21 protein-coding genes are annotated in these 19,943 nt (G+C 37.0%); 16 read left to right on the top strand and 5 right to left on the bottom strand.

Annotation, left to right across the window (positions count from 1 at the left end; translation table 11 throughout):
• Positions 1-26: 26 nt before the first annotated feature.
• Both ACIQX2_RS04160 and ACIQX2_RS04155 read right to left on the bottom strand, forming a co-directional pair.
• Positions 27-212, bottom strand: coding sequence for an SE1832 family protein (locus tag ACIQX2_RS04160; RefSeq protein WP_402847330.1), 186 nt, complete (start codon positions 210-212; stop codon positions 27-29).
• 48 nt (positions 213-260) lie between these two features.
• A complete protein-coding gene (locus tag ACIQX2_RS04155; protein ID WP_402847328.1) occupies positions 261-1,265 on the bottom strand; it encodes a hypothetical protein in 1,005 nt (334 codons plus the stop codon).
• 77 nt (positions 1,266-1,342) lie between these two features.
• Here ACIQX2_RS04155 and ACIQX2_RS04150 point away from each other — a divergent pair, with 77 nt between their 5' ends.
• The 5 genes from ACIQX2_RS04150 (at position 1,343) to ACIQX2_RS04130 (ending at position 6,651) form a co-directional block, all read left to right on the top strand.
• A complete protein-coding gene (locus ACIQX2_RS04150; protein WP_402847325.1) occupies positions 1,343-2,101 on the top strand; it encodes an oxidoreductase in 759 nt (252 codons plus the stop codon).
• Positions 2,102-2,112: 11 nt separating this feature from the next.
• Positions 2,113-3,939 (top strand): cation:proton antiporter, encoded by a 1,827-nt coding sequence (locus tag ACIQX2_RS04145; protein WP_402847321.1) that lies wholly within the window; start codon positions 2,113-2,115, stop codon positions 3,937-3,939.
• 82 nt (positions 3,940-4,021) lie between these two features.
• Positions 4,022-4,585, top strand: coding sequence for an NADPH-dependent FMN reductase (locus ACIQX2_RS04140; protein WP_402847318.1), 564 nt, complete (start codon positions 4,022-4,024; stop codon positions 4,583-4,585).
• A gap of 250 nt (positions 4,586-4,835) precedes the next feature.
• Entirely contained in the window at positions 4,836-5,354 is a 519-nt protein-coding gene (locus ACIQX2_RS04135) for a sigma-70 family RNA polymerase sigma factor (RefSeq protein WP_402847316.1), read from the top strand.
• A complete protein-coding gene (locus ACIQX2_RS04130; protein ID WP_402847313.1) occupies positions 5,347-6,651 on the top strand; it encodes a DUF4179 domain-containing protein in 1,305 nt (434 codons plus the stop codon). Before ACIQX2_RS04135 ends, ACIQX2_RS04130 begins: the two co-directional genes overlap by 8 nt.
• Before the next feature lie 66 nt (positions 6,652-6,717).
• Here the strand turns inward: ACIQX2_RS04130 and ACIQX2_RS04125 are convergent, their stop codons facing one another.
• Positions 6,718-8,907 (bottom strand): DNA topoisomerase III, encoded by a 2,190-nt coding sequence (locus tag ACIQX2_RS04125; RefSeq protein WP_402847311.1) that lies wholly within the window; start codon positions 8,905-8,907, stop codon positions 6,718-6,720.
• Positions 8,908-9,010: 103 nt separating this feature from the next.
• Positions 9,011-9,952: a VOC family protein gene (locus ACIQX2_RS04120; RefSeq protein ID WP_402847294.1), complete on the bottom strand. Its 942-nt coding sequence runs from the start codon at positions 9,950-9,952 to the stop codon at positions 9,011-9,013.
• Positions 9,953-10,107: 155 nt separating this feature from the next.
• Between ACIQX2_RS04120 and ACIQX2_RS04115 the strand changes: the two genes are divergently transcribed.
• The 10 genes from ACIQX2_RS04115 (at position 10,108) to ACIQX2_RS04070 (ending at position 17,857) form a co-directional block, all read left to right on the top strand.
• A complete protein-coding gene (locus tag ACIQX2_RS04115) occupies positions 10,108-10,521 on the top strand; it encodes a BlaI/MecI/CopY family transcriptional regulator (RefSeq protein WP_402847292.1) in 414 nt (137 codons plus the stop codon).
• 3 nt (positions 10,522-10,524) lie between these two features.
• Positions 10,525-11,373 (top strand): M56 family metallopeptidase, encoded by an 849-nt coding sequence (locus ACIQX2_RS04110; RefSeq protein WP_402847288.1) that lies wholly within the window; start codon positions 10,525-10,527, stop codon positions 11,371-11,373.
• 57 nt (positions 11,374-11,430) lie between these two features.
• Positions 11,431-12,072, top strand: coding sequence for a DsbA family protein (locus tag ACIQX2_RS04105; RefSeq protein WP_402847284.1), 642 nt, complete (start codon positions 11,431-11,433; stop codon positions 12,070-12,072).
• Positions 12,062-12,466 (top strand): disulfide oxidoreductase, encoded by a 405-nt coding sequence (locus tag ACIQX2_RS04100; protein ID WP_402847280.1) that lies wholly within the window; start codon positions 12,062-12,064, stop codon positions 12,464-12,466. Before ACIQX2_RS04105 ends, ACIQX2_RS04100 begins: the two co-directional genes overlap by 11 nt.
• Positions 12,467-12,492: 26 nt before the next feature.
• Positions 12,493-13,026, top strand: coding sequence for a thiol-disulfide oxidoreductase ResA (gene resA, locus ACIQX2_RS04095; protein WP_402847276.1), 534 nt, complete (start codon positions 12,493-12,495; stop codon positions 13,024-13,026).
• Between the two features lie 195 nt (positions 13,027-13,221).
• The gene (locus tag ACIQX2_RS04090) at positions 13,222-13,893 is read left to right on the top strand and encodes a hypothetical protein (RefSeq protein WP_402847272.1); all 672 of its coding nucleotides are present in this window, start codon (positions 13,222-13,224) and stop codon (positions 13,891-13,893) included.
• 15 nt (positions 13,894-13,908) lie between these two features.
• Positions 13,909-14,391 carry a Cys-tRNA(Pro) deacylase gene (ybaK, locus tag ACIQX2_RS04085; protein ID WP_402847270.1) on the top strand — a complete coding sequence of 161 codons (483 nt, stop codon included), beginning with the start codon at positions 13,909-13,911 and terminating at the stop codon, positions 14,389-14,391.
• Positions 14,392-14,631: 240 nt separating this feature from the next.
• Complete coding sequence (locus tag ACIQX2_RS04080) at positions 14,632-15,279, top strand: YczE/YyaS/YitT family protein (RefSeq protein ID WP_402847266.1); 648 nt, start codon at positions 14,632-14,634, stop codon at positions 15,277-15,279.
• A 78-nt stretch (positions 15,280-15,357) separates the two neighbouring features.
• On the top strand, positions 15,358-16,419 hold the full coding sequence (locus ACIQX2_RS04075; protein ID WP_402847263.1) for a hypothetical protein: 1,062 nt from the start codon (positions 15,358-15,360) through the stop codon (positions 16,417-16,419).
• Positions 16,420-16,666: 247 nt separating this feature from the next.
• Positions 16,667-17,857 carry a glycine C-acetyltransferase gene (locus tag ACIQX2_RS04070; RefSeq protein WP_402847260.1) on the top strand — a complete coding sequence of 397 codons (1,191 nt, stop codon included), beginning with the start codon at positions 16,667-16,669 and terminating at the stop codon, positions 17,855-17,857.
• A 245-nt stretch (positions 17,858-18,102) separates the two neighbouring features.
• On the opposite strand, the gene ACIQX2_RS04065 is transcribed toward ACIQX2_RS04070, so the two are convergent.
• Entirely contained in the window at positions 18,103-18,741 is a 639-nt protein-coding gene (locus ACIQX2_RS04065; RefSeq protein WP_402847258.1) for a hypothetical protein, read from the bottom strand.
• A gap of 165 nt (positions 18,742-18,906) precedes the next feature.
• Here ACIQX2_RS04065 and ACIQX2_RS04060 point away from each other — a divergent pair, with 165 nt between their 5' ends.
• Complete coding sequence (locus ACIQX2_RS04060) at positions 18,907-19,866, top strand: L-threonine 3-dehydrogenase (protein WP_402847255.1); 960 nt, start codon at positions 18,907-18,909, stop codon at positions 19,864-19,866.
• The last annotated feature ends 77 nt before the right edge of the window (positions 19,867-19,943 follow it).

Raw genomic sequence — 19,943 nt, 5'->3', positions numbered from 1 at the left:
TTCCTCCAAAAAGAAAGCTCTGCGGATTATAATAATTCCGCGAGCTGTTTGTTTAGTTCAGCAAGTTTTTCTTCCATTTTTGCTAGTCTACGTTCAGCATTTTCAACCTGAGTAGGGTGGCCATTAGATTCTAATTTTTCCATATCACCTTGCAAGTTAATATAGTCCAATTTTAGCTCTGCAATTTCAGCTTGTAGCTGTGATTTTGTCATTATCAATCACCTTCAGCATTTTGCATTTATTGTAGCATAAAAAAGGACTTAGCGTACGATTTCTTGTTCCTCTTTTGAACTTGCAATCGTTTGCTCAATCAATTTTACTAATTCTTCTAAGTTATTACTAAAGTCAAAGCGACTCTGTTTCTGTATATAGGCGTTTCTTCTGTTATTGTGCAGGATAATTTCCATCACCGCATTTTGTAGATAAGATTGTTTAATCTTCCTACCAAGACCAAGGTTTGCGAAGCCATGTCCTTCCTGTGGGAATGCATAATTTACTTCTTCTTCATGTGCACAAAGAACGATGCAGGGTATGTGAAACTGTGCAACTAGAAAAGGCATATAAGACCCACTTGTAATCACAATATCACTTTTAGGTAACAGTGTTTCAGGCTCCGAGGTAGAAATAATTTGTATAGATTTACGAGTAAGTGCAAAACGTTTTAATTCAAATATGTCATGCTTGTAATGTTCATCCACTAGTACACTAATCTTAAGTGGGATGTGGAGCTGTACAAGATGTCTTAAGGTCCTATAGGTTAAATTTTCGGGATCTTCATGAGGGAAAGAGACGATTATATGCGGGGGATCCTGTATCGTGTTATTATTTTTATAAATAACTTTTTTGGCTGGAATATATCCAAGCGGACCAAATACATAGTTCTCTTTCGTAACGTCTTTTGGATTTTCATACAGCGATTGAATAACAAGATCAGCTAAAGCCCCGCCATCCCCATGGTCGTCTAAATGAATAAGCTTACTATTTAACGCTTTTAAACGCCGAATAAGATCTTTTTCCGAATTTCCACCATCGTGCATAATGCAAGTTGGTTGAAAAGCTTTCATTTCTTCGATTAGGTGGGCATTATTTCTATATAAAAGAGGTTGAATCTGTTGTTTTTTTAAATATTGAATAAGGCTTGTATTAGAATGATGCACAAAAATTTCGGAGTTAGTCGGTTCTAATGAAGAAAGCAATGCTACTGCACGATCTGCGGGATAGTGTCCGCGATGTGGTAATGTATTCAATAAGTAGGCTAGTTTCATATTTTATCTTCCTTTCCATAAGTTATCTCTTTAGTGTATGGGAATGGACAGGTGCTTATGACAAGGGGGAAAGTAAAATGGCTAGAAGAGTAGCTATAGTAGTAGGTGCTACTGGTTTTACTGGACAATTTTTGGTAAAACAATTATGTGAGAGTGAAGAGTATGCTGCAGTTTCCGTCATTGTCAGAAGAGATTTTACTTTTAAGCATGCCAAACTTGACGTACAAGTAAAAGATTTCGATAAATTAGAGGAAAACGATTTAGAAATTGCGGATGATCTATTTTGCTGTTTAGGAACTACGATGAAAAAAGCCATGTCAAAAGAGAACTTTGAGCGAGTAGATTTAGAATATCCATTACGAATTGCTTCTTTAGCAAAAAAACGTGGCATTCCAAATTTTCATGTCATTTCTGCAATTGGCTCTAATAAAAATTCACCTTTTTTCTATAGCCGAGTGAAAGGCGAGATGGAGGAGGGATTAATAGAAATGGAACTACCGCATCTTTTCATTTATAGACCTTCCTTGTTAACGGGGGGAAGAAGAGAATTTCGCTTGGGCGAGCGCCTATCCGAAGGTATCTTCCAGCTAGTAAATCCCTTATTAATCGGACCGTTTAAAAGAATGCGCTCCATTCCAGGGGAACAGCTTGCATATGCCATGTATCACTATGCAATACATAATACAAAAAAAGCTGTAACGGTTTATAAACCAATCGATATTTTGAACGCTAAGCCTATAGAGAAAATAGAAGAACAGCCGATTTCTCGAGAAGAATTATTCAATTGGGATAATCGAAAGGATATTTTTGTGGATCAGGAAAAGGTCAACAAGTAAGGAGAGATGCAATGTTAGGCTCTATATTATTTGTTTTGATGTTTGTTGTTGTATTAGGAATATTTTCACAGTGGTTAGCGTGGCGTATACGAATGCCTGCAATTGTTTTAATGTCCATTGTTGGATTATTGGTTGGACCTATTTTAGGCTTGATCAACCCGCAGGAGAGTTTGGGGGAATTGTTTAGCCCGCTTATTTCTTTAGCAGTCGCCATTATTTTATTTGAAGGAAGCTTAAATCTAGATTTCCGCGAAGTGCGGAGCTTTAACAAACCGCTTACCCGAATAGTGACGCTCGGTGCGTTTATTGCTTGGATTGTTGGTTCCCTAGCTGCTCATTATATTGCAGGGCTATCCGTTGCTGTCGCATTTGTTATCGGCGGGCTATTTATCGTAACTGGTCCAACGGTTATTTTGCCGCTACTAAGACAAGCGAAACTAAAATCCAGACCTGCTGCAATTTTAAAGTGGGAAGGGATTGTAGTAGATCCGTTTGGTGCATTATTAGCGGTGTTTGCATTTGAACTTATTAAATTTATTAATGGCAATGAGACGTTCACAGCATTTTTACTGTTCTTCACAGGTTCCATTTTTGCCGGGGGACTCGGCTGGTTGTTCGGCAGAATCTTAGGGAAAATGTTTGAAAAAGGACAGATACCTGAGTATTTAAAGGCACCTGTCGTTTTTGCGGTTGTACTATTGGTTTTTGTTTTCTCTGATGTAATTATGCATGAAACTGGCTTACTTGCTGTAACTGCAATGGGTATAACTATGGCCAATATGCATATTGCCTCCATCAATGATATGAGACATTTTAAGGAAAATATATCTATATTACTCGTTTCTAGTATTTTTGTTATGTTAACGGCTTCCTTAAATCCTAGTATATTATTGGAAATATTCAATCCTCGCATCGTATTTTTTGTATTAGCAATGCTATTTATCGTCCGTCCTTTATCCATATGGTTATCGACCATTGGAACGGACTTAATGAACAATGAAAAAATATTGATCGGTTGGATTGCTCCTAGAGGGATTGTGGCACTTACTGTTTCCGGTTATTTTGCTACGGTGTTACAAGAAAGTGGATACAAGGATGCGGAAATGCTAACAGCTTTAACATTTGCCCTCGTATTTGCAACTGTAATCTTCCATGGATTTTCTATCGGATGGGTTGCCAAAAAACTCAAGCTTGTTGCTACAGAAAAACCTGGCGTACTTATTGTAGGAGGAAATGCATTTACAGCAGAGCTCGCCCATTCATTGCTGAAAGAGAACATGGATGTACTAGTAGTTGATAATTCATGGGAGCAGCTACGATATGCAAGGAAACTAGGAGTCCCCACTTATGCAGGGGATATATTATCGGAGCAAACGGAGTATTCGTTAGATCTAGCTCCCTATCCTAAAATGATTGCGGCAACCGAAATGGATGCCTATAATGCATTAATCTGCTCGAACTTTGTAGTAGAGTTAGGACGAGATGCGCTATATCAAACCGCTTCTAGTCATGTTACAGGAAATAAGTATCACCCATCTATTGGTGGTAAAACGCTTTTCAATAGCGATGCAAATATTTTTGATCTAACAGAACTTGTACTAAAAGGCTTCGTCATTCGAAAGACTAATATTACAGAGCAGTACGACTACAACCAATACTTAGATGCTCGCATGAAAGAATCGATCTTACTGTATATTATTCGAGCAGATGGCACGCTGAAGTTCTTTACGACCAAAATGGAACTCATTGCAAATCCAGGTGATTTTGTTGTCAGCTTGACCCCTCCAACTCATATGCAAGAGTCAGATACGATTAATAACTCTCCGTCAAAAGGATGAACTTTGATAAATGCGATCTCTTTTGACGATAATAACTCCTTTTTTTGATACAATATAGGACGAATAAGGAGGTTTACGCAAGGTGAAAATTTTACTCGTAGACGGAACGATCATCGGCACGAAAACAGGTGTCATTTTAGATCAAGTGAAAGACTATATAGAAGAAATGAATAACGAATACACTATAGAGATTATTCGACTTTCTAATTATGAGCATCAATTTGTAGATGGACGTCCTTTTGAAAATTACAATGACGACATGAAGTTGCTTGTAAGTAAGTTCGACCAAGCGGATGGTTTTATTATCGCATCACCGATTTTTCAAGGTTCCATACCTGGTGTGCTAAAAAATACATTCGATTTCCTACATCCAAAGTCAATGCGCTATAAACCAGTATCCATCGTGGCAAATGGTGGCACGTACCAGCATCATCTAGTAATTGAAAATCAGCTGAAACCAATTTTAGATTATTTTAGATGCTTAGTAACCCCTAATTATGTATATACACATAAAGACCACTTTGATGAAAACAATAAAATTATTGATAACGATGTACACGATCGCTTAAGAGAGCTCGCTCGCGTGTTTATCCAGTACGCCGAAATGAGCAAAAGCCTCTGCAAGGAGCCAATTGACATACATTAAGTCCAATCAGGATGTCTCGCTAAAAAGAGACATCTTTTTTTGTGGAAGAAATATCCTTTCTGAGAGTATTGTACCCAGGAGAGCGAGTAAATAGAATTGACCGAGAGTAAATCTATCTGATCCGAGAGTAATGAAAAGATGAGCGCTAATAAACAACCATGGAACGAGAGTATCTTAAAGTCTTGAAAAATAAAATGAACTTTTTCCGCATTACGATGTCTAATGTATAACAGAACAAGGGGGTGACCGAGTGGAAGTAATAGAAATAGCTAAGAAAGCTATTAAAGGGGATGACGAGGCTTTCTTACAGATAATGCAATTATATAAAGATACATTATATCGAACAGCATTTGCCTTTTTAAAAACGGAACATGAAGCAGTGGAAGCGATGCAGGAAGTTACTTTTCGAGCTTATCAAAAAATACACACTGTCAAAGAACCGAGCTACGTGAAAACATGGCTAGTTCGAATCATGATGAATTATTGTCAGGATCAGTTGAAAAAGAGTAAAAGATATAGATCGATCGAAATACTACAGGAGATTGGGTTTAGCGAAGACACTACTCACCTAGACATCAACGAAGCAATCGCATCCTTGTCGAGCAAAGAACAGCAGCTAATATTTCTAAAGTATTTTCAAAATACAAAGATAAAAGAAATTGCAGAACTAGAGAAAATCCCAGAAGGCACGGTTAAATCAAGGCTTCACAACGCACTCAAGTCACTTCGGAATTTCCTGTCAGAGAAGGGAGATGCAGACCATGTTTGAAAAAGAAGAAGAGATGCTAGATACAACTAAAAAGAAATTAGAAAAAGTTGTAGTACCTGAAGAGCTTGTAAATAACGCTATTCAACAGGGGCTACTCCAAGCTAAAGCTAAGAAGCGAAAACGGAAAAAAACGTTATGGGCTTTCTCCGTTGCAGCAATTCTGATTCTAACCTTTGTGACCTCTATTCGCGTATCGCCGGCTTTCGCGAGTGCTGTTTCTACTATTCCAGGGATGGAGCGGTTTGTACATCTCATTCAGTTTGATAAGGGTATGAAAGCAATCGTCGAAAATGATTACTATGAGTCTTTAGGTAAAAGCCAAGTAATGGATAATATAACGTTTACGGTAGATGGAATTATTATCGATGAAACAGGGGCTGAAATTTTTTATACACTAGAAGCAGCTCACTCACTTAAAGATATGGAATATGGGGAAATTAAGTTCTTGAATAGTGGTCAGGAGCTAATGGCATCAATGAGTTATGACCCACCAGGTCATTTAACTGAAAATAGAAAAGAAGGTCAGTTTAGTTTTGTTTTTGTAGAGACAGAACAATTTACTAGTTCTGATTTTGAAATACAATTAGAGGTGAAGCAGGGTAATGAAAAGATAAATTTCAATATACCCTTCACAATCAAAAAAGAAATGAAGTCGGGGAAAATATTTACACTAAATGAAACAGTCGAGATAGATGGACAACAAATTGAAGTTAAGGAAATAAAGGTATATCCACTAAGGGTACGGGTAACTTTAGAATTTAATGAACAAAATGAAATGAAAATATTGCAGTTTGAGGATATGCGAATTGAGGATGAAAACGGGGAAGTTTGGAGTTCCATTCAGAATGGAATAACAGGTTTAGGTGAAAACCAAAAGAAAGAAAATACGTATTTCTTACAAAGTAACTATTTTAAAGAGCCGGAAGAGCTTTATTTAAAATTCGATAAAGTGCAGGCACTTCCTAAGGAGGAAAGCTATTTGCTCGTGGACTTTGCGAAAAAAGAAATACTGAAGCAACCTTCGGATAAAAAAATAAAAGTATTAAACATTAGCAGTAACACGATTGAAATGAAGTATCGTACAACACGAAAGGATCACATGTACGCTTTGTTTTCTCAGGGAGAAAATGCGCTAGGAGAGGTAGTTGATTTATTAGGAGAAAGTAACTCAGGAAATGAAAACGAACAGTATGCTGAAGTTACGATTGATACAAAGGATATTATTAACCCTGTTAAGCTAGACTTTGTCGCGTATCCTAATTACTTAGACGGTTCTGTTTCTATTCAAATAAAATAAGCAACCTACTCAAAAAATTTATAAAAGGGGAAGAAAAATGATTAGTTTTTCTTCCCCTTTTTAAGATTATTTCAAGTTCAGTTTTTTCAATGCCTCTGCTAGCGCATTGTTTACAGGTTCTTCTTCTTGGTTTTGTTTCTTCAAATACTTCTGTACATCACGTTTATCGACTTTGCCACCTGAATTTTTTCTGCGACGTTCGAAAGCGGATAGTTTTTCGCGATATCCACATTTACAAGTGAAGATCTGACCTTCCCCTTCACCACGTAATTCTAGTTTTTTCTTACATTGTGGACAGCGGGCATTGGTTACTCTGGCTACGTTTTTACGGTGACCACATTCACGGTCCTGACATACGAGCATTTTTCCTTTTTTTCCGTTAACCTCAAGCATAGGTTTACCACAGTCTGGGCAGCTTTTGGTGGAAATATTGTCATGCTTGAATTTCTTATCGCTATTTTTAATATTGTTAACAATTGTTTTTGTATAAGTTTTCATTTCATTGATAAATAGGTTTTTACTCAATTTTCCTTTTGCAATTGCATCCAGCTTTTGCTCCCATTCAGCTGTAAGGGCAGGGGTTTTCAAGTCCTCTGGAACTAATTCGAGTAGCTGTTTCCCTTTGGATGTTAAGTAAATATCTTTCCCTTTTTTCTCCATAAGGAATGAGTTAAACAGCTTTTCAATAATGTCAGCTCTTGTAGCAACTGTTCCTAAACCACCTGTTTTATCTAGTGTTTTGGCTAGTTCTTTATCTTGTGTACCCATATACTTTGCTGGATTTTCCATAGCGGTAAGTAAGGATGCCTCGTTAAATCTTGCAGGTGCTTTCGTTTGTCCGGAAGTCTCCGCCACTAATTTTACGACTAACTTATCGCCTTTGTTTATACTAGGAAGTAGCTGTTCTTTCATGTCTTCCGTATTTTCGTCCTCTTCAAAACGATTTTCGTATACTTCTTTCCAACCGGAAGAAAGAATCGTTTTTCCTTTTGCTACAAATGTTTCTTCACCAATAGATGCTTTGACTGTAATTTGCTCATATTCAAATGGAGGATAAAGCACTGCGATAAAGCGTTTAACAACTAAATCATAAATTTTACGTTCTTTGTCTGTGAAGTTAGATTGGATCACAGTTTCTTCGGTTGGAATAATTGCATGATGATCCGAAACCTTACTATCATCGACAAAAGCCTTAGTTACTTTTATGGGCTTTTGTAAAACTTTGTTTGCGAATGGTCTATATTGACCGATTCCACATGACTTTAATCGTTCTGGTAGTGTTTCTACAATATCAGTAGAAATATATCTTGAATCCGTCCGAGGATACGTCAGCACTTTATGTCGCTCATACAAAGTTTGCATAATGCCAAGTGTTTCTTTCGCTGAATAGCCAAAGATTTTGTTGGCATCACGCTGTAATTCAGTTAAATCATATAGTTGAGGAGCAAAGCTTTTCTTTTGTTTTTTATCTACTTCTACGATTGTCCCTTGCTTTTTATCTACTTTCGCAAGAATTTGTTCTACTTTTTCTTTTGAAAATGTTCTGGAATCATTCGTTTGTTTATCTACCCATGTAAGCTTTAGCTTTTGGTCCGTATGTGCTTCTACGCCATAATAGGTTTTCGGTTTAAAATTGCGTATCTCATTTTCTCTTTGTTCAATAATAGCGACAGTAGGAGTTTGGACACGTCCACATGAAAGCTGTGCATTGAATTTACTCGTAAGTGCACGGGTTGCATTTAGTCCGATATACCAATCAGCCTCGGACCTTGCTACAGCTGCATGATACAAGTTTTCATATGCCTTACCTGGTTTTAGATTTTGAAAGCCTTCTTTAATAGCTTTGTCTGTTACAGAGGATATCCAAAGTCGCTTAACTGGCTTGTGTACTTTTGCTTTTTCTATAATCCATCTAGCTACTAACTCGCCTTCACGACCAGCGTCGGTCGCAATGATAATATCACTAACATCTGTGCGAATTAATTGGCTTTTGACTGCATTATATTGCTTGCCAGTTTGTTTAATAACGACTAGCTTCAAGTCGTTAGGGAGCATTGGTAAATCATCCAAGTTCCAAGTTTTATATTTTGCATCATAAACTTCAGGATCTGCTAATGTTACTAAATGCCCTAATGCCCAAGTAACGATATATTTGTCACCTTCTAAATAACCGTTTCCTTTTTTATGACACTTCAGTACATTTGCGATATCGCGAGCAACAGAGGGCTTCTCTGCAATTACTACACTTTTCTTCATTTTTATTACATCCCTTCGAACTACCACTAAAAATTAATATATCATACGACAATGGCAATTGCAGTGATGGACGTCCTTTTTTGGCATATAAGATTCCAAATTCTTATTTGGATACTATGTGTAAAGTATTACCGGAAGGATCCTCGACAACAATCGAGTCTTCAGCTGTTTCAAAAGGAAAATCTAAACGTTTAAGCTCTGATTTTGCTTGTTCTATTTCCTCTTTCGTAAAGATAATTGTGAACTGTTTTAAGCCTCTCGAGTTAGATGGAGGAGCAGGTAAACCAGTACCAGCCCATGTGTTTAGTGCGACATGATGATGATAGTTATCTTTTGATAAAAAGAGAGCTCCATTTCCTTTCGTCGTAACACTAAAGCCAAGGCCTTCTACATAAAATTGTTCTGTAATTTCAAGTTCAGCAGCTTGCAAATGCATATGACCAATTCGAGTATCAACAGGAAGACCAGCCCAAGAAGGAGTAGCTTCTTCTATAAGCATGTCAAAGTCAATCGGATAAGAACCACCTACGTATCCACCTTCTTTAGATCGTTCCCATTTTTCAGGAGGAAGATCCACATAAATCTCGATTCCGTTACCATCCGGATCTGTGAAATAGATTGCATCACTATATTGATGATTAGCGGCACCATCCATTGGGTACTCAGTCTGAGAAAGATGCACAAGCATTGTACCTAAACTAGCATGGTCCGGTAAAAGAATAGCAAAATGGTAGAGACCAGTTGTTTTTATTGGCCTTTCCACTGAGTCAGGAGTTTCCTCTAAGACTAGTAAAGGGGTAGATCCGTCAGCTGTAAGTGTAATTCTATTTTTTTCTTCTTTTAAAATATCAAAGCCAATTACTTCTTGGTAAAACGTAGATAATTTTTCAAGGTTAGATACATTCAAATGTACTTCCTGCAATCGAGAAGGGGAGTTAATATCATATATTCCATAAGCTGACTCCTTCGATTTGAACACAAAGAATAGGGAAGTGAGTACTAAAACTAGCGCTATACCGATAAAAGTTATTCGTTTGTTTATCATTGCATAAATCTCCTTTTTTATATAAACTACAATTTGTAGTGTAACAGGATATACGAAGTAATTCATCTTTAAATGTTTCCAAATGGTTATGGAGGAACAATTGTTGACTAGATAAGTCACTCACACTACAATAAGTAATGTGAGGTGGTAAATTCGTGTTGATTCGAAAGTTTAAAATTAATGAAAGTGGGTTGAATCGTTTTTTCGGACCACTTGAAGCAAAAATTATGGATATTCTATGGAATGACGTGGAAATGACTATAAAAGACGTTCAGCAAGTTTTGGACAAGGATAAGATGACTAACTTTAATACAGTAATGACTGTCATGAATCGTTTAGTCGAAAAAGGGATTCTAGAAAAACGTGCAGAAGGCAGATCCTCTCTCTATAAACCTGTTCAATCACGAGTAGAATTTTTGAGTGAGCAGTCAAAAGAAATGACAAATGAATTAATGGATGAGTTTGGAAACGTTGTGGTCAGTCATATGCTAGATGCGCTGGAAGACGTAGATGATGATCTTGTGGCAAAGCTCGAGCAGAAAATTAAAGAATTGAAAAAGGGTATGTAATTTATGTCTAAACGTCAATCATCTTTCATGTTTAACTTATCACTTATTATTTCGGGAACGATTTTTATTCAAATGGCTATATACGTTCTTTCCATGCTGGCAGGCTGGAACGTTAAATTTAATATTGTGGAAGTTTGTCATAGCTGGTTAAAGGCAATCGGATTGTCTTCACTTGAATATGCACTTGATGCACTCGTAATCTATACGCTCTTATTTTCCATTTGGCATATAGCATCTCAATTTTTCTATGCATCACGTTTGAAAAAACATTTTGAGCAATATAAAGATAATTTGCTTACTAACGATATGAATCAGACACACAGTAGTGGGAAAAAAGATTTCATCATCATTTCGAATCCTGCACCTATAGCGATAACAATGGGGTTTGTAAAACCTAAAATTGTTATATCAACAGGGTTGATAAACTTATTGACGGATGATGAGTTAAAAGCTGTCATTTCTCATGAAATATACCATAAGGATAACCGTGATCCGTTAAAAATATTTTTACTTTCACTTTGCGCATCCACAATTGGGTATATTCCAATTCTAAAGTGGTTCAATCATCAATATAGAATCATCCAGGAAGTATTGGCAGATGAATTTGCCATTAGGAAACAGGAGACATCTGTGAACTTGGGAAGCGCACTATTAAAGATGTTGAAAGTTGGCAAACAAGATAAAATGCCATTTGCTTATGCATCATTTGCAGATACATCGGTCAACTACCGGATTGAGCATATATTAAATCCATTAAAGTATGTTCCATGCGAGGTTCCATATAAAAAAGCATTTTTGTCATTAGCTATTTTTATTTTGCTATGTGCATTTTTTATTTACGCGCTTGCGTAAATTTTTATTCTTTTACACTACATGATGTAGTTTTATTTAAACAGAGGAGTGTTTCGATTGTCTAAGAAATTATTTTGGTTCATCGGTGTAGTGGCAATATGCCTTATTGCCATAGTCATCTTAACGAATGCTAAAGAAGATGCAGTAGTAATAGATTATGAAGGACAACCATTTATAGGTGAAGAGTCTGCGCCAGTGGAGATTGTTGAATTTGGTGATTATAAATGTCCACACTGTGGGGATTTTAATAACACACTCCTTCCGATGATCAATCAGGAATTAGTGGAAACTGGGAAAGCAAAATTTTACTTTATGAACTATTCGTTTATAGCGGCAGATTCTACGACTTCGGCACAATTTGCAGAAACTGTTTTTCAAGAACTAGGTAATGAAAAATTCTGGGAGTTTCATCATCTCCTGTTCGCAAACCAAACAAACGAGTCTGGGCAAGAAAATTTAATGTCAGAGGAGTTTTTGACTACTGTCTTAGCAGAATTTGCAACGGAGGAAGAAGTGGAAAAAGTGAAGCTTGCATTCAGTGATGACAAAGCGAAAGCAGCTTTGGATAAAGATATGAATACGGCAAATAATTTAGGTGTCAATTCAACGCCTACAATTTATATTGGTGGTAAGGAATTCACTGGTCAAACAATGGATGATTTCGTAGAAATGGTAGATGAGTCTACAAATGGTCAATAAACCTCTTCTCTTAGCGTGGATAACATCGATTATCGCAATGGTAGGAAGCTTAATTTTTAGTGAGCGAATGGGGTTTGTTCCATGCACCCTTTGTTGGTATCAGCGGATTTTGATGTATCCATTGGTGGTTTTTCTAGGTATCGCTTTTTACCAAAATGACGGAAAGGTTTATAAGTATATTCTTCCGCTGTCACTGATTGGAATGGTAGTTTCTAGTTATCATTATGCACTGCAGAAAATTCCCTCATTAAGTGAGTTTAGTGCATGTACAAACGGAGTACCATGTTCGGGCCAATATATCAACTGGTTTGGTTTTGTAACAATTCCATTTTTAGCGCTCATTGCATTTTCACTTATAACTGGAATGATGCTAGTGCTGTGGAAACGCAAGTAATTCACTAAGGAAGGGACAGACCAAAGATGGATAAAAAGAAAAAACGCTTCTATATGCGTACAGTTATTTTAGCTTTAATGTTAGTGGCAATTGTATTTACAATTTATACGAATGTAACGAAGGAAAGAACTGCATTAATACAGGTGGGAGATGATGCGCCTGATTTTGCTCTTGTGGATATGAATGGGGAAAAACATCAATTATCCGATTATAAAGGACAAGGAGTCTTTTTAAATTTCTGGGGAACCTGGTGTAAACCATGCGAAAGAGAATTTCCACTTATGGACAAGCAATACCAAGATTATAAAGATAAAGGACTTGAAATTTTAGCGGTAAATATAGGAGAATCTGATTTTGCGGTTCAAAAATTTATAGATCGCAAAGGTTTAAGTTTTCCAGTACTAATCGACAACAACAAAAGTGTAATGGAAACGTACAAGATTAATCCTTTACCAACAACATTACTTATCAATCCTGAAGGAAAAATTGAGAAAGTCATTACAGGTGAAATGAGCGAAGAAATGATTAAGGAATATATGGAACAAATTATCCCTATCTAAATTTTTTGAGTAAGTCCTCCATTAATTGATTTGGGGGGCTTTTTTGTATAGTTTTAAAGACCTAAATTCACTAAAATTTTCAAAAATAATAATTGAGCCTTTGTGCATGTGAAATTTATGACAATAGTAAGTTTGAATATTTTGTGAAAATGGTAAAATGTTAAGAAGGATAACTAGGCGAAAGAGGTGGAAGAGATGACGTTAGTGAAAGCAACAGGGAATGGTGCTGCAAATGTAAGAGCTGAAATAGAGCAAAGAAAGCTAGCTTTTCAACGAAAAGATGTAGGACAAGCCTACCGTAAACACTCTGAGTTCTATCAGCCTAAAAAGCATCCTACTTTAGCTGAGTTAGAGGATTTACTACTTGGCAATAAAGAAAAAGAGAGCGAATCAAAAGAAGTAAGTGCAGCAGTAAAAGAATATCAGGAAATAGAAAAAAACAAAAGCATGCTAGATGTAAAAGGCCCCGCCATTCCAGTGCAAACAATTGGTGGACCAACGCCAGAAAAGACGATCGAGCTATTGGAAAAAGTTCGAAGCTCAGCTCTTGCCTCGGATGAACCGACCCCACAGGACCTGCGAGTAGTTGCGAATGCTACCGCGAAAATTCAAACGGTCCAATCACAAATTTCACTGAACCAAGAAGCCATTAGAAAAATTGAAGTGGAAGCTAAAAGGCAAAGAGAAGATGAGGCAGCTATATCAAATCGCTCCGTTCAATCGGATTTTCAATCTCCAAAAGTGTTGAGTGAAGATATACAGAAAAGAAGATTCAAAGAACAAGCAATTGCCAAATATGCATACCAAGTACACATGAAAAAGTATGGTTTTGCAGACCAACAGCCAAGTTTTTTCCGTATAGCTTAAAAGGAGCACTCGAATATGAGTAAAAAACTAAAAACGAATGCTGTTCGTAGATTAGAGCAGCAGAAAATATCGTTTGAGTTAATAGAATACGAGCTTACTGGCGATCAAGTAGACGGGGTAACTGTAGCGGATAAAATAGGCTATCCCGTTTTTGTTGTATATAAAACTTTACTTGTTACGGCTGGAACAAATAAACATTTTGTGTGCATTATCCCGGTTCACAAAGAGTTAAATTTGAAAGAAGTAGCTAAAGCAGTTGGTGAGAAAAAAGTGGAGCTGCTGCCTTTGAAAGAATTACTGCAGACTACTGGCTATGTCCGCGGTGGCTGTTCTCCAATTGGGATGAAGAAACTATTTCCAACGTGGATAGATGTAAGTGCAGAGGCACTTGATTTTATCATTGTTAGTGGAGGTAAAATTGGTCTGCAAGTAAAACTAAGCTTGCAAGATTTGCTTCAATTGACGAATGGCCGAATTGCAACAATTATTAAAATGTAATCGTATCTATAAAAATATCGTTATAATAGACCTACTACATACTCCTTTTGTAAAAAAACAAAGGGAGTATGTGCTTTTCAGTTATTAACTGGATAGCTATAGCGCCAAGTCCGTCTTAGTCGCTTCAAATTTGCGGGGAAGTCAGTCGTTGCGAAGTGTTTTTGTATTTTGTACAGGAGCACCATGATGTAGCGAACATAGGCGCATGAGCTTTTCAGGATAGGAAGTAGGACTTTTAAGATGAAGCAAATAGTTTGGCGTTGGATATTTTTTGTTACCGGAGTCACTACAATGGCTTTAGGTAGTTCGATGACGATTAAGGGACAGCAATTTGGAATTGGACCATGGGATGTGTTTCATGTTGGTTTACATAATCATTTAGGTTTAACTATTGGTACTTGGGCTATTTTGACGGGTATTATCATTGTGCTGATCACAATGATTGGAACGAAGAAATTTCCGCAGCTTGGAACATGGCTAAATATTCTTTTTATAGGCTCTTTTATCGATGTGTTTAACTGGCTATTGCCAGATGTGACGAGTTATATAGGTCAGCTTATTATATTTATTGTTGGGATTGTGGTGATTGCAGTGGGGGTAGGGGTTTATGTTTCTCCTAATGTGGGAGCAGGTCCACGAGATTCTCTAATGCTGCTGGTTATGGCGAAAACGGGTTGGAGTATTAAAATGGTTCGCACCGGTATTGAAATAATCGTGGCGCTGGCCGGGTGGGCGCTTGGTGGGCCGGTAGGACTAGGTACTATTGTTATTGCTTTATTACTCGGTCAGATCGTTCACTATTCATTGCCTTTATCTCAAAAACTATTATATAAGATCTCCGGTTATACAGTGCCGTATGTAAAGAAGAGTGTAGAAAATCAATCCTGATTTTCCACACTCTTTTTCATATTCTACCGGAGCGTTGCATATAGTATTTCTTGAAGGAATGATAGGGAGGATGACGCTATGAACGGAATAATTACTCATTATATGGGAAGGTCATATACTGGACAAGGTGTGAAAAACTTTTATAAGGAAGTTATTCAAGAAGCAAACAAAGTATATTTCTTTAAAGGACCGACTACCTATCGATTGACGGATATATTGAAGGAAATAGGCTATAACGCCGTACGCCGAGGTAAAAATATGGAGTGGTTCTATGATCCAATGCATGAGGATCTGTTAGAAGGTTTATATATTAGTGAAACAAAAACACTTTACTTGCAAGCGGATAATATAGATCCGTCATACTATGGAGCAGGGCATGAATGGGTTCCATATTACGATGCATATAATGATAGGAAGCTCCGGGATATTGGTTCCATCGTAAAAGAAAAGCAGATTAGTAATGATGTTTGGCTAACAAAAGGACTTCAAGCGTTATCTCGAGCAAAGAAGATTCATGATGAATGGGAGCAGCTTATACAAGTAGCTGTCAACTGGGATGGGATCAATGCATTACTTGAAGAGCGCACCAAGAAAAATATCGGCAATATTCAGCTGCAAAAAAATCCTAAAGTATCCCATCGGTTAATGGGATCCCTTACTCCACTCGGTGCAAAGGATACACTAGAATCTATTTCAAAAAATTTAAAGACTAGATTATATATAAAAGGATTACCGGGTAGCGGAAAATCTTCTTTTATGAAGAAGTTTGGTGAAGAAGCAAAACTACATGGTTTGGATGTCCGGTATATTTGGTGTGGTCTAGATGCGAGTAGTGTAGATGGAGTAGTGCTTCCAGAGCTTCAATTATGTTTGGTAGACGCTACAAGCCCTCATGTATATGAGCCTGAAAGAAGTGGGGATGAAATTATCGATTTCTTCTCACATATAGACAAAACTATGTTAGATGAAGATAAGATATTAGAAGTAAGACAGCGTTACGCAAATGAAATGGAGCTTGCTCAAGATTATTTGTGCACATATGCAGGAGAATCCAAAATGATTAAAATGTTGTACGATTCAGCCATTGATGAGGAAAAGTGGAGTGAATTACTAGAGAAAATGCTTGAAACGATAAGATGAAAAAATACTTTCCGATTTTTAAATGCAAGTTAGAAATTAGTTTTTGAGACAAATAAGCTGTCGGTAAATTATTTGTTTTTCATTTTCCAACTAAACTATTCAAAAATCCCAACTGAATTGCTTAAAATTCCAACTAATAAAAATCCATCGCTGATTTGTATCAGCGGTGGATTTCGTATGTTCATTTCATTCAGTTACCTGGCATGGTAAGATAGAATGGAATAATAAGTATGAAGGGATGAGGAGCATGTCTAACGTATTAAATAATTTTTTATCCGAAAACTTAAATGAATTAAAAAACCAAGGTTTATATAACGAAATTGACCCTGTAGAAGGTCCAAATGGGGCGAAAATCAATGTAAAAGGTTCTGAACTCATAAACCTATCTTCAAATAACTATTTAGGGCTTGCGACAAATCCAGAGCTTAAACAAATTGCCAAAGATGCAGTGGACAAGTATGGGGTAGGTGCAGGTGCTGTTCGTACGATTAACGGAACGCTTGATCTTCACGTGAAGTTAGAGGAAAAGCTAGCGGAATTCAAAGGAACAGAAGCTGCTATATCGTACCAATCAGGCTTCAACTGTAATATGGCTGCTATTTCTGCGGTGATGGACAAAAACGATGCAATACTGTCGGACCAATTAAACCATGCATCTATAATCGACGGCTGCCGACTATCGAAAGCTAAAATTATTCCATTCAACCACTCAGATATGGATGATTTACGTGCAAAAGCAAAAACTGCAACTGAGTCTGGTCAATACAACAAAGTAATGGTTATTACAGATGGTGTTTTCTCTATGGATGGTGACATTGCAAAGCTTCCCGAAATCGTGGCAATTGCAAAAGAATTTGACCTGATCACTTACGTAGACGATGCACATGGTTCAGGTGTAACTGGTAAAGGGAAGGGAACTGTAAAGCATTTTGGGTTAGAAAAAGAAATTGACTTCCAAATTGGTACACTTTCTAAAGCAATCGGTGTTGTAGGTGGATATGTTGCAGGTAAAAAGGATTTAATCGACTGGTTAAAAGTTCGTTCGCGTCCATTTTTATTCTCCACAGCATTACCACCTGGTGATGTTGCTGCAATAACAGCAGCAGTTCAAATGATCATCGATTCTACTGAATTGCACGACAAGCTGTGGGAAAACGGCGATTACTTAAAAGCAGGATTATCGAAACTTGGCTTTGACATCGGCGCATCCGAAACACCGATTACACCATGTATTATCGGAGATGAAAAATTAACACAACAATTCTCCAAAAGGCTATTCGAGGAAGGCGTCTATGCAAAATCCATCGTCTTTCCAACCGTACCAAAAGGAACTGGCCGCGTCCGCAATATGCCAACTGCAGCCCATACAAAAGAAATGTTGGATGATGCCATAGCTGTTTACGAAAAAGTAGGTAAAGAGCTTGGGGTAATTAAATAAATTGAAACAGCTACCAAGTCAAGTGCTTGGTAGCTATTTTTTATGAGGAAAGAGGTTTACATATAGAGAAGGTAGAATGAATATCTAGCCTGGTAAATATTTTTGAAAAGCTTTTATTACTTTAGTCGTCGTTGGGTTGAAAGGGAGTGAAACCAAAGGGATGGATAATGTTGATGGTAGGATATTGACAATGGAAGAGGACAAATAGTGGAAAAACGCTGACATTCATTCAGCGTTTTTTTCGTTTATTTTGTAGTTTCTTTTTCCATCCACTCAAATGAATAGAATAAATTAAATTTCTGAACGCCTCTAGCTAAGCGAATACTCTCGTCAGCCGCTCTTCGAAAATCAATTAAGTCACCTTTTTCCTTAGCAATGACTGCATCAATTGCTGAAGGCATCCAACCCGTAGGTAATTTTTCTTTTAAAGCTTGGGATTTTTCAAAATTACCCTTCCATGCTTCTGCATAAGCTACGTAATATGTATAGAGCGGTTCTTTACTTATTTGTTTTGCATGCTGTTCAAACAGTGTTAAATTCTTTTCAAATAAAGCTAAATTCGTTTTATACACTTGTTTCATATATGGTTGCTTGTATTTTGATAAGATCACCTGAATCGCACGAATTATTTCTTCGCGATTACCACCTTTTACTGCTAGTGGAAAAGCAAATAAGGGCTTTCGTTTATTATTCTCCAAAAAGCGCTCAATTTTTTTTAGGTTGTTGGATTTATAAATCGTATATACTGGTGGTAAAACAATCAATACAATATATACCGCTATAATTACAGCATAAATTAACCAAAATGATAAATCTATAGACAGCAAAGCTACTGTTAGTGCAACCCCAAAAATAAATATATAAATAAATGGTAATAGTCTCATATTATCCTCCTTTAATTAATTATACCAAAACTCTTTATGTTGAGATATTGTGTTTATTGAATGAACACTGTATAATAACTCCCATAAAAGACTAGTACTATCAATGGTTTTAAAGAATTTAGTGTACTCTTCAAAAATACAAATGTTTTTGAAAGGAAGAAAATTATGAAAAAAATTATGGTTACCGGAGCATTGGGTCAAATTGGTTCAGAGTTAATAACCAAATTGCGAAAAGAATACGGTTCGGAGAATATATTAGCAACAGATATTAGACATATAGCTTCACCAGTAACAGAAAGTGGTCCTTTTGAAATTTTGGATGTTACAGATGGAGAAAAAATGCATCAGCTTGCGAAGGATTTTAAAGCGGATACGATGATTCATATGGCAGCTCTTTTATCAGCAACTGCTGAGGCAAAGCCTTTACTTGCGTGGAATTTAAATATGGGTGGTCTAGTCAACGCATTAGAAGCGTCCCGAGAACTTGGGCTGCAATTCTTTACTCCAAGCTCTATCGGAGCATTTGGTCCATCCACACCTAAGAAGAATACGCCTCAAGATACCCTTCAACGCCCTACAACGATGTATGGTGTGAACAAAGTATCTGGTGAACTATTATGTGATTACTACTTTAATAAATTTGGAGTAGATACAAGAGGTGTTCGTTTTCCTGGACTGATTTCGAATGAAACCTTACCTGGTGGGGGAACGACTGATTATGCTGTCGATATTTACTATAAAGCCATTAAAAATGGTTCTTATACTTCGTATATAGAAGCTGGGACCTATATGGATATGATGTATATGCCCGATGCACTTCAAGCAATTGTGGATTTAATGGAAGCAGATGCTTCAAAATTGATTCACCGAAATGCATTTAATGTAACAGCAATGAGCTTTGAACCTGAGCAAATTGCAGCGTCGATACGAAAGGAAATACCGACGTTTACAATGGACTATGAAGTAGATCCAGTTCGACAAGGAATAGCCAATAGCTGGCCGGATTCTATCGATGCTACAGCTGCGAAGGAAGAGTGGGGCTTTTCATATAAATTTGATTTAGATGCTATGACAAAGGATATGTTAACTAAACTAGCAGCAAAAAAAACAGCGGAAACCTATTAAAATAGGTCCGCTGTTTTTATTTAAGGCTTAGAGAAGGAGAGTTTTTATGTCAAAGTTGAACATTTCGCGGAGTATGG

This window comes from Psychrobacillus sp. NPDC096623 (assembly GCF_044762655.1).
Taxonomy (GTDB): domain Bacteria; phylum Bacillota; class Bacilli; order Bacillales_A; family Planococcaceae; genus Psychrobacillus.
Note: the sequence above shows the minus strand (reverse complement) of the source record. Positions and strands in the feature narration are given on the sequence as shown.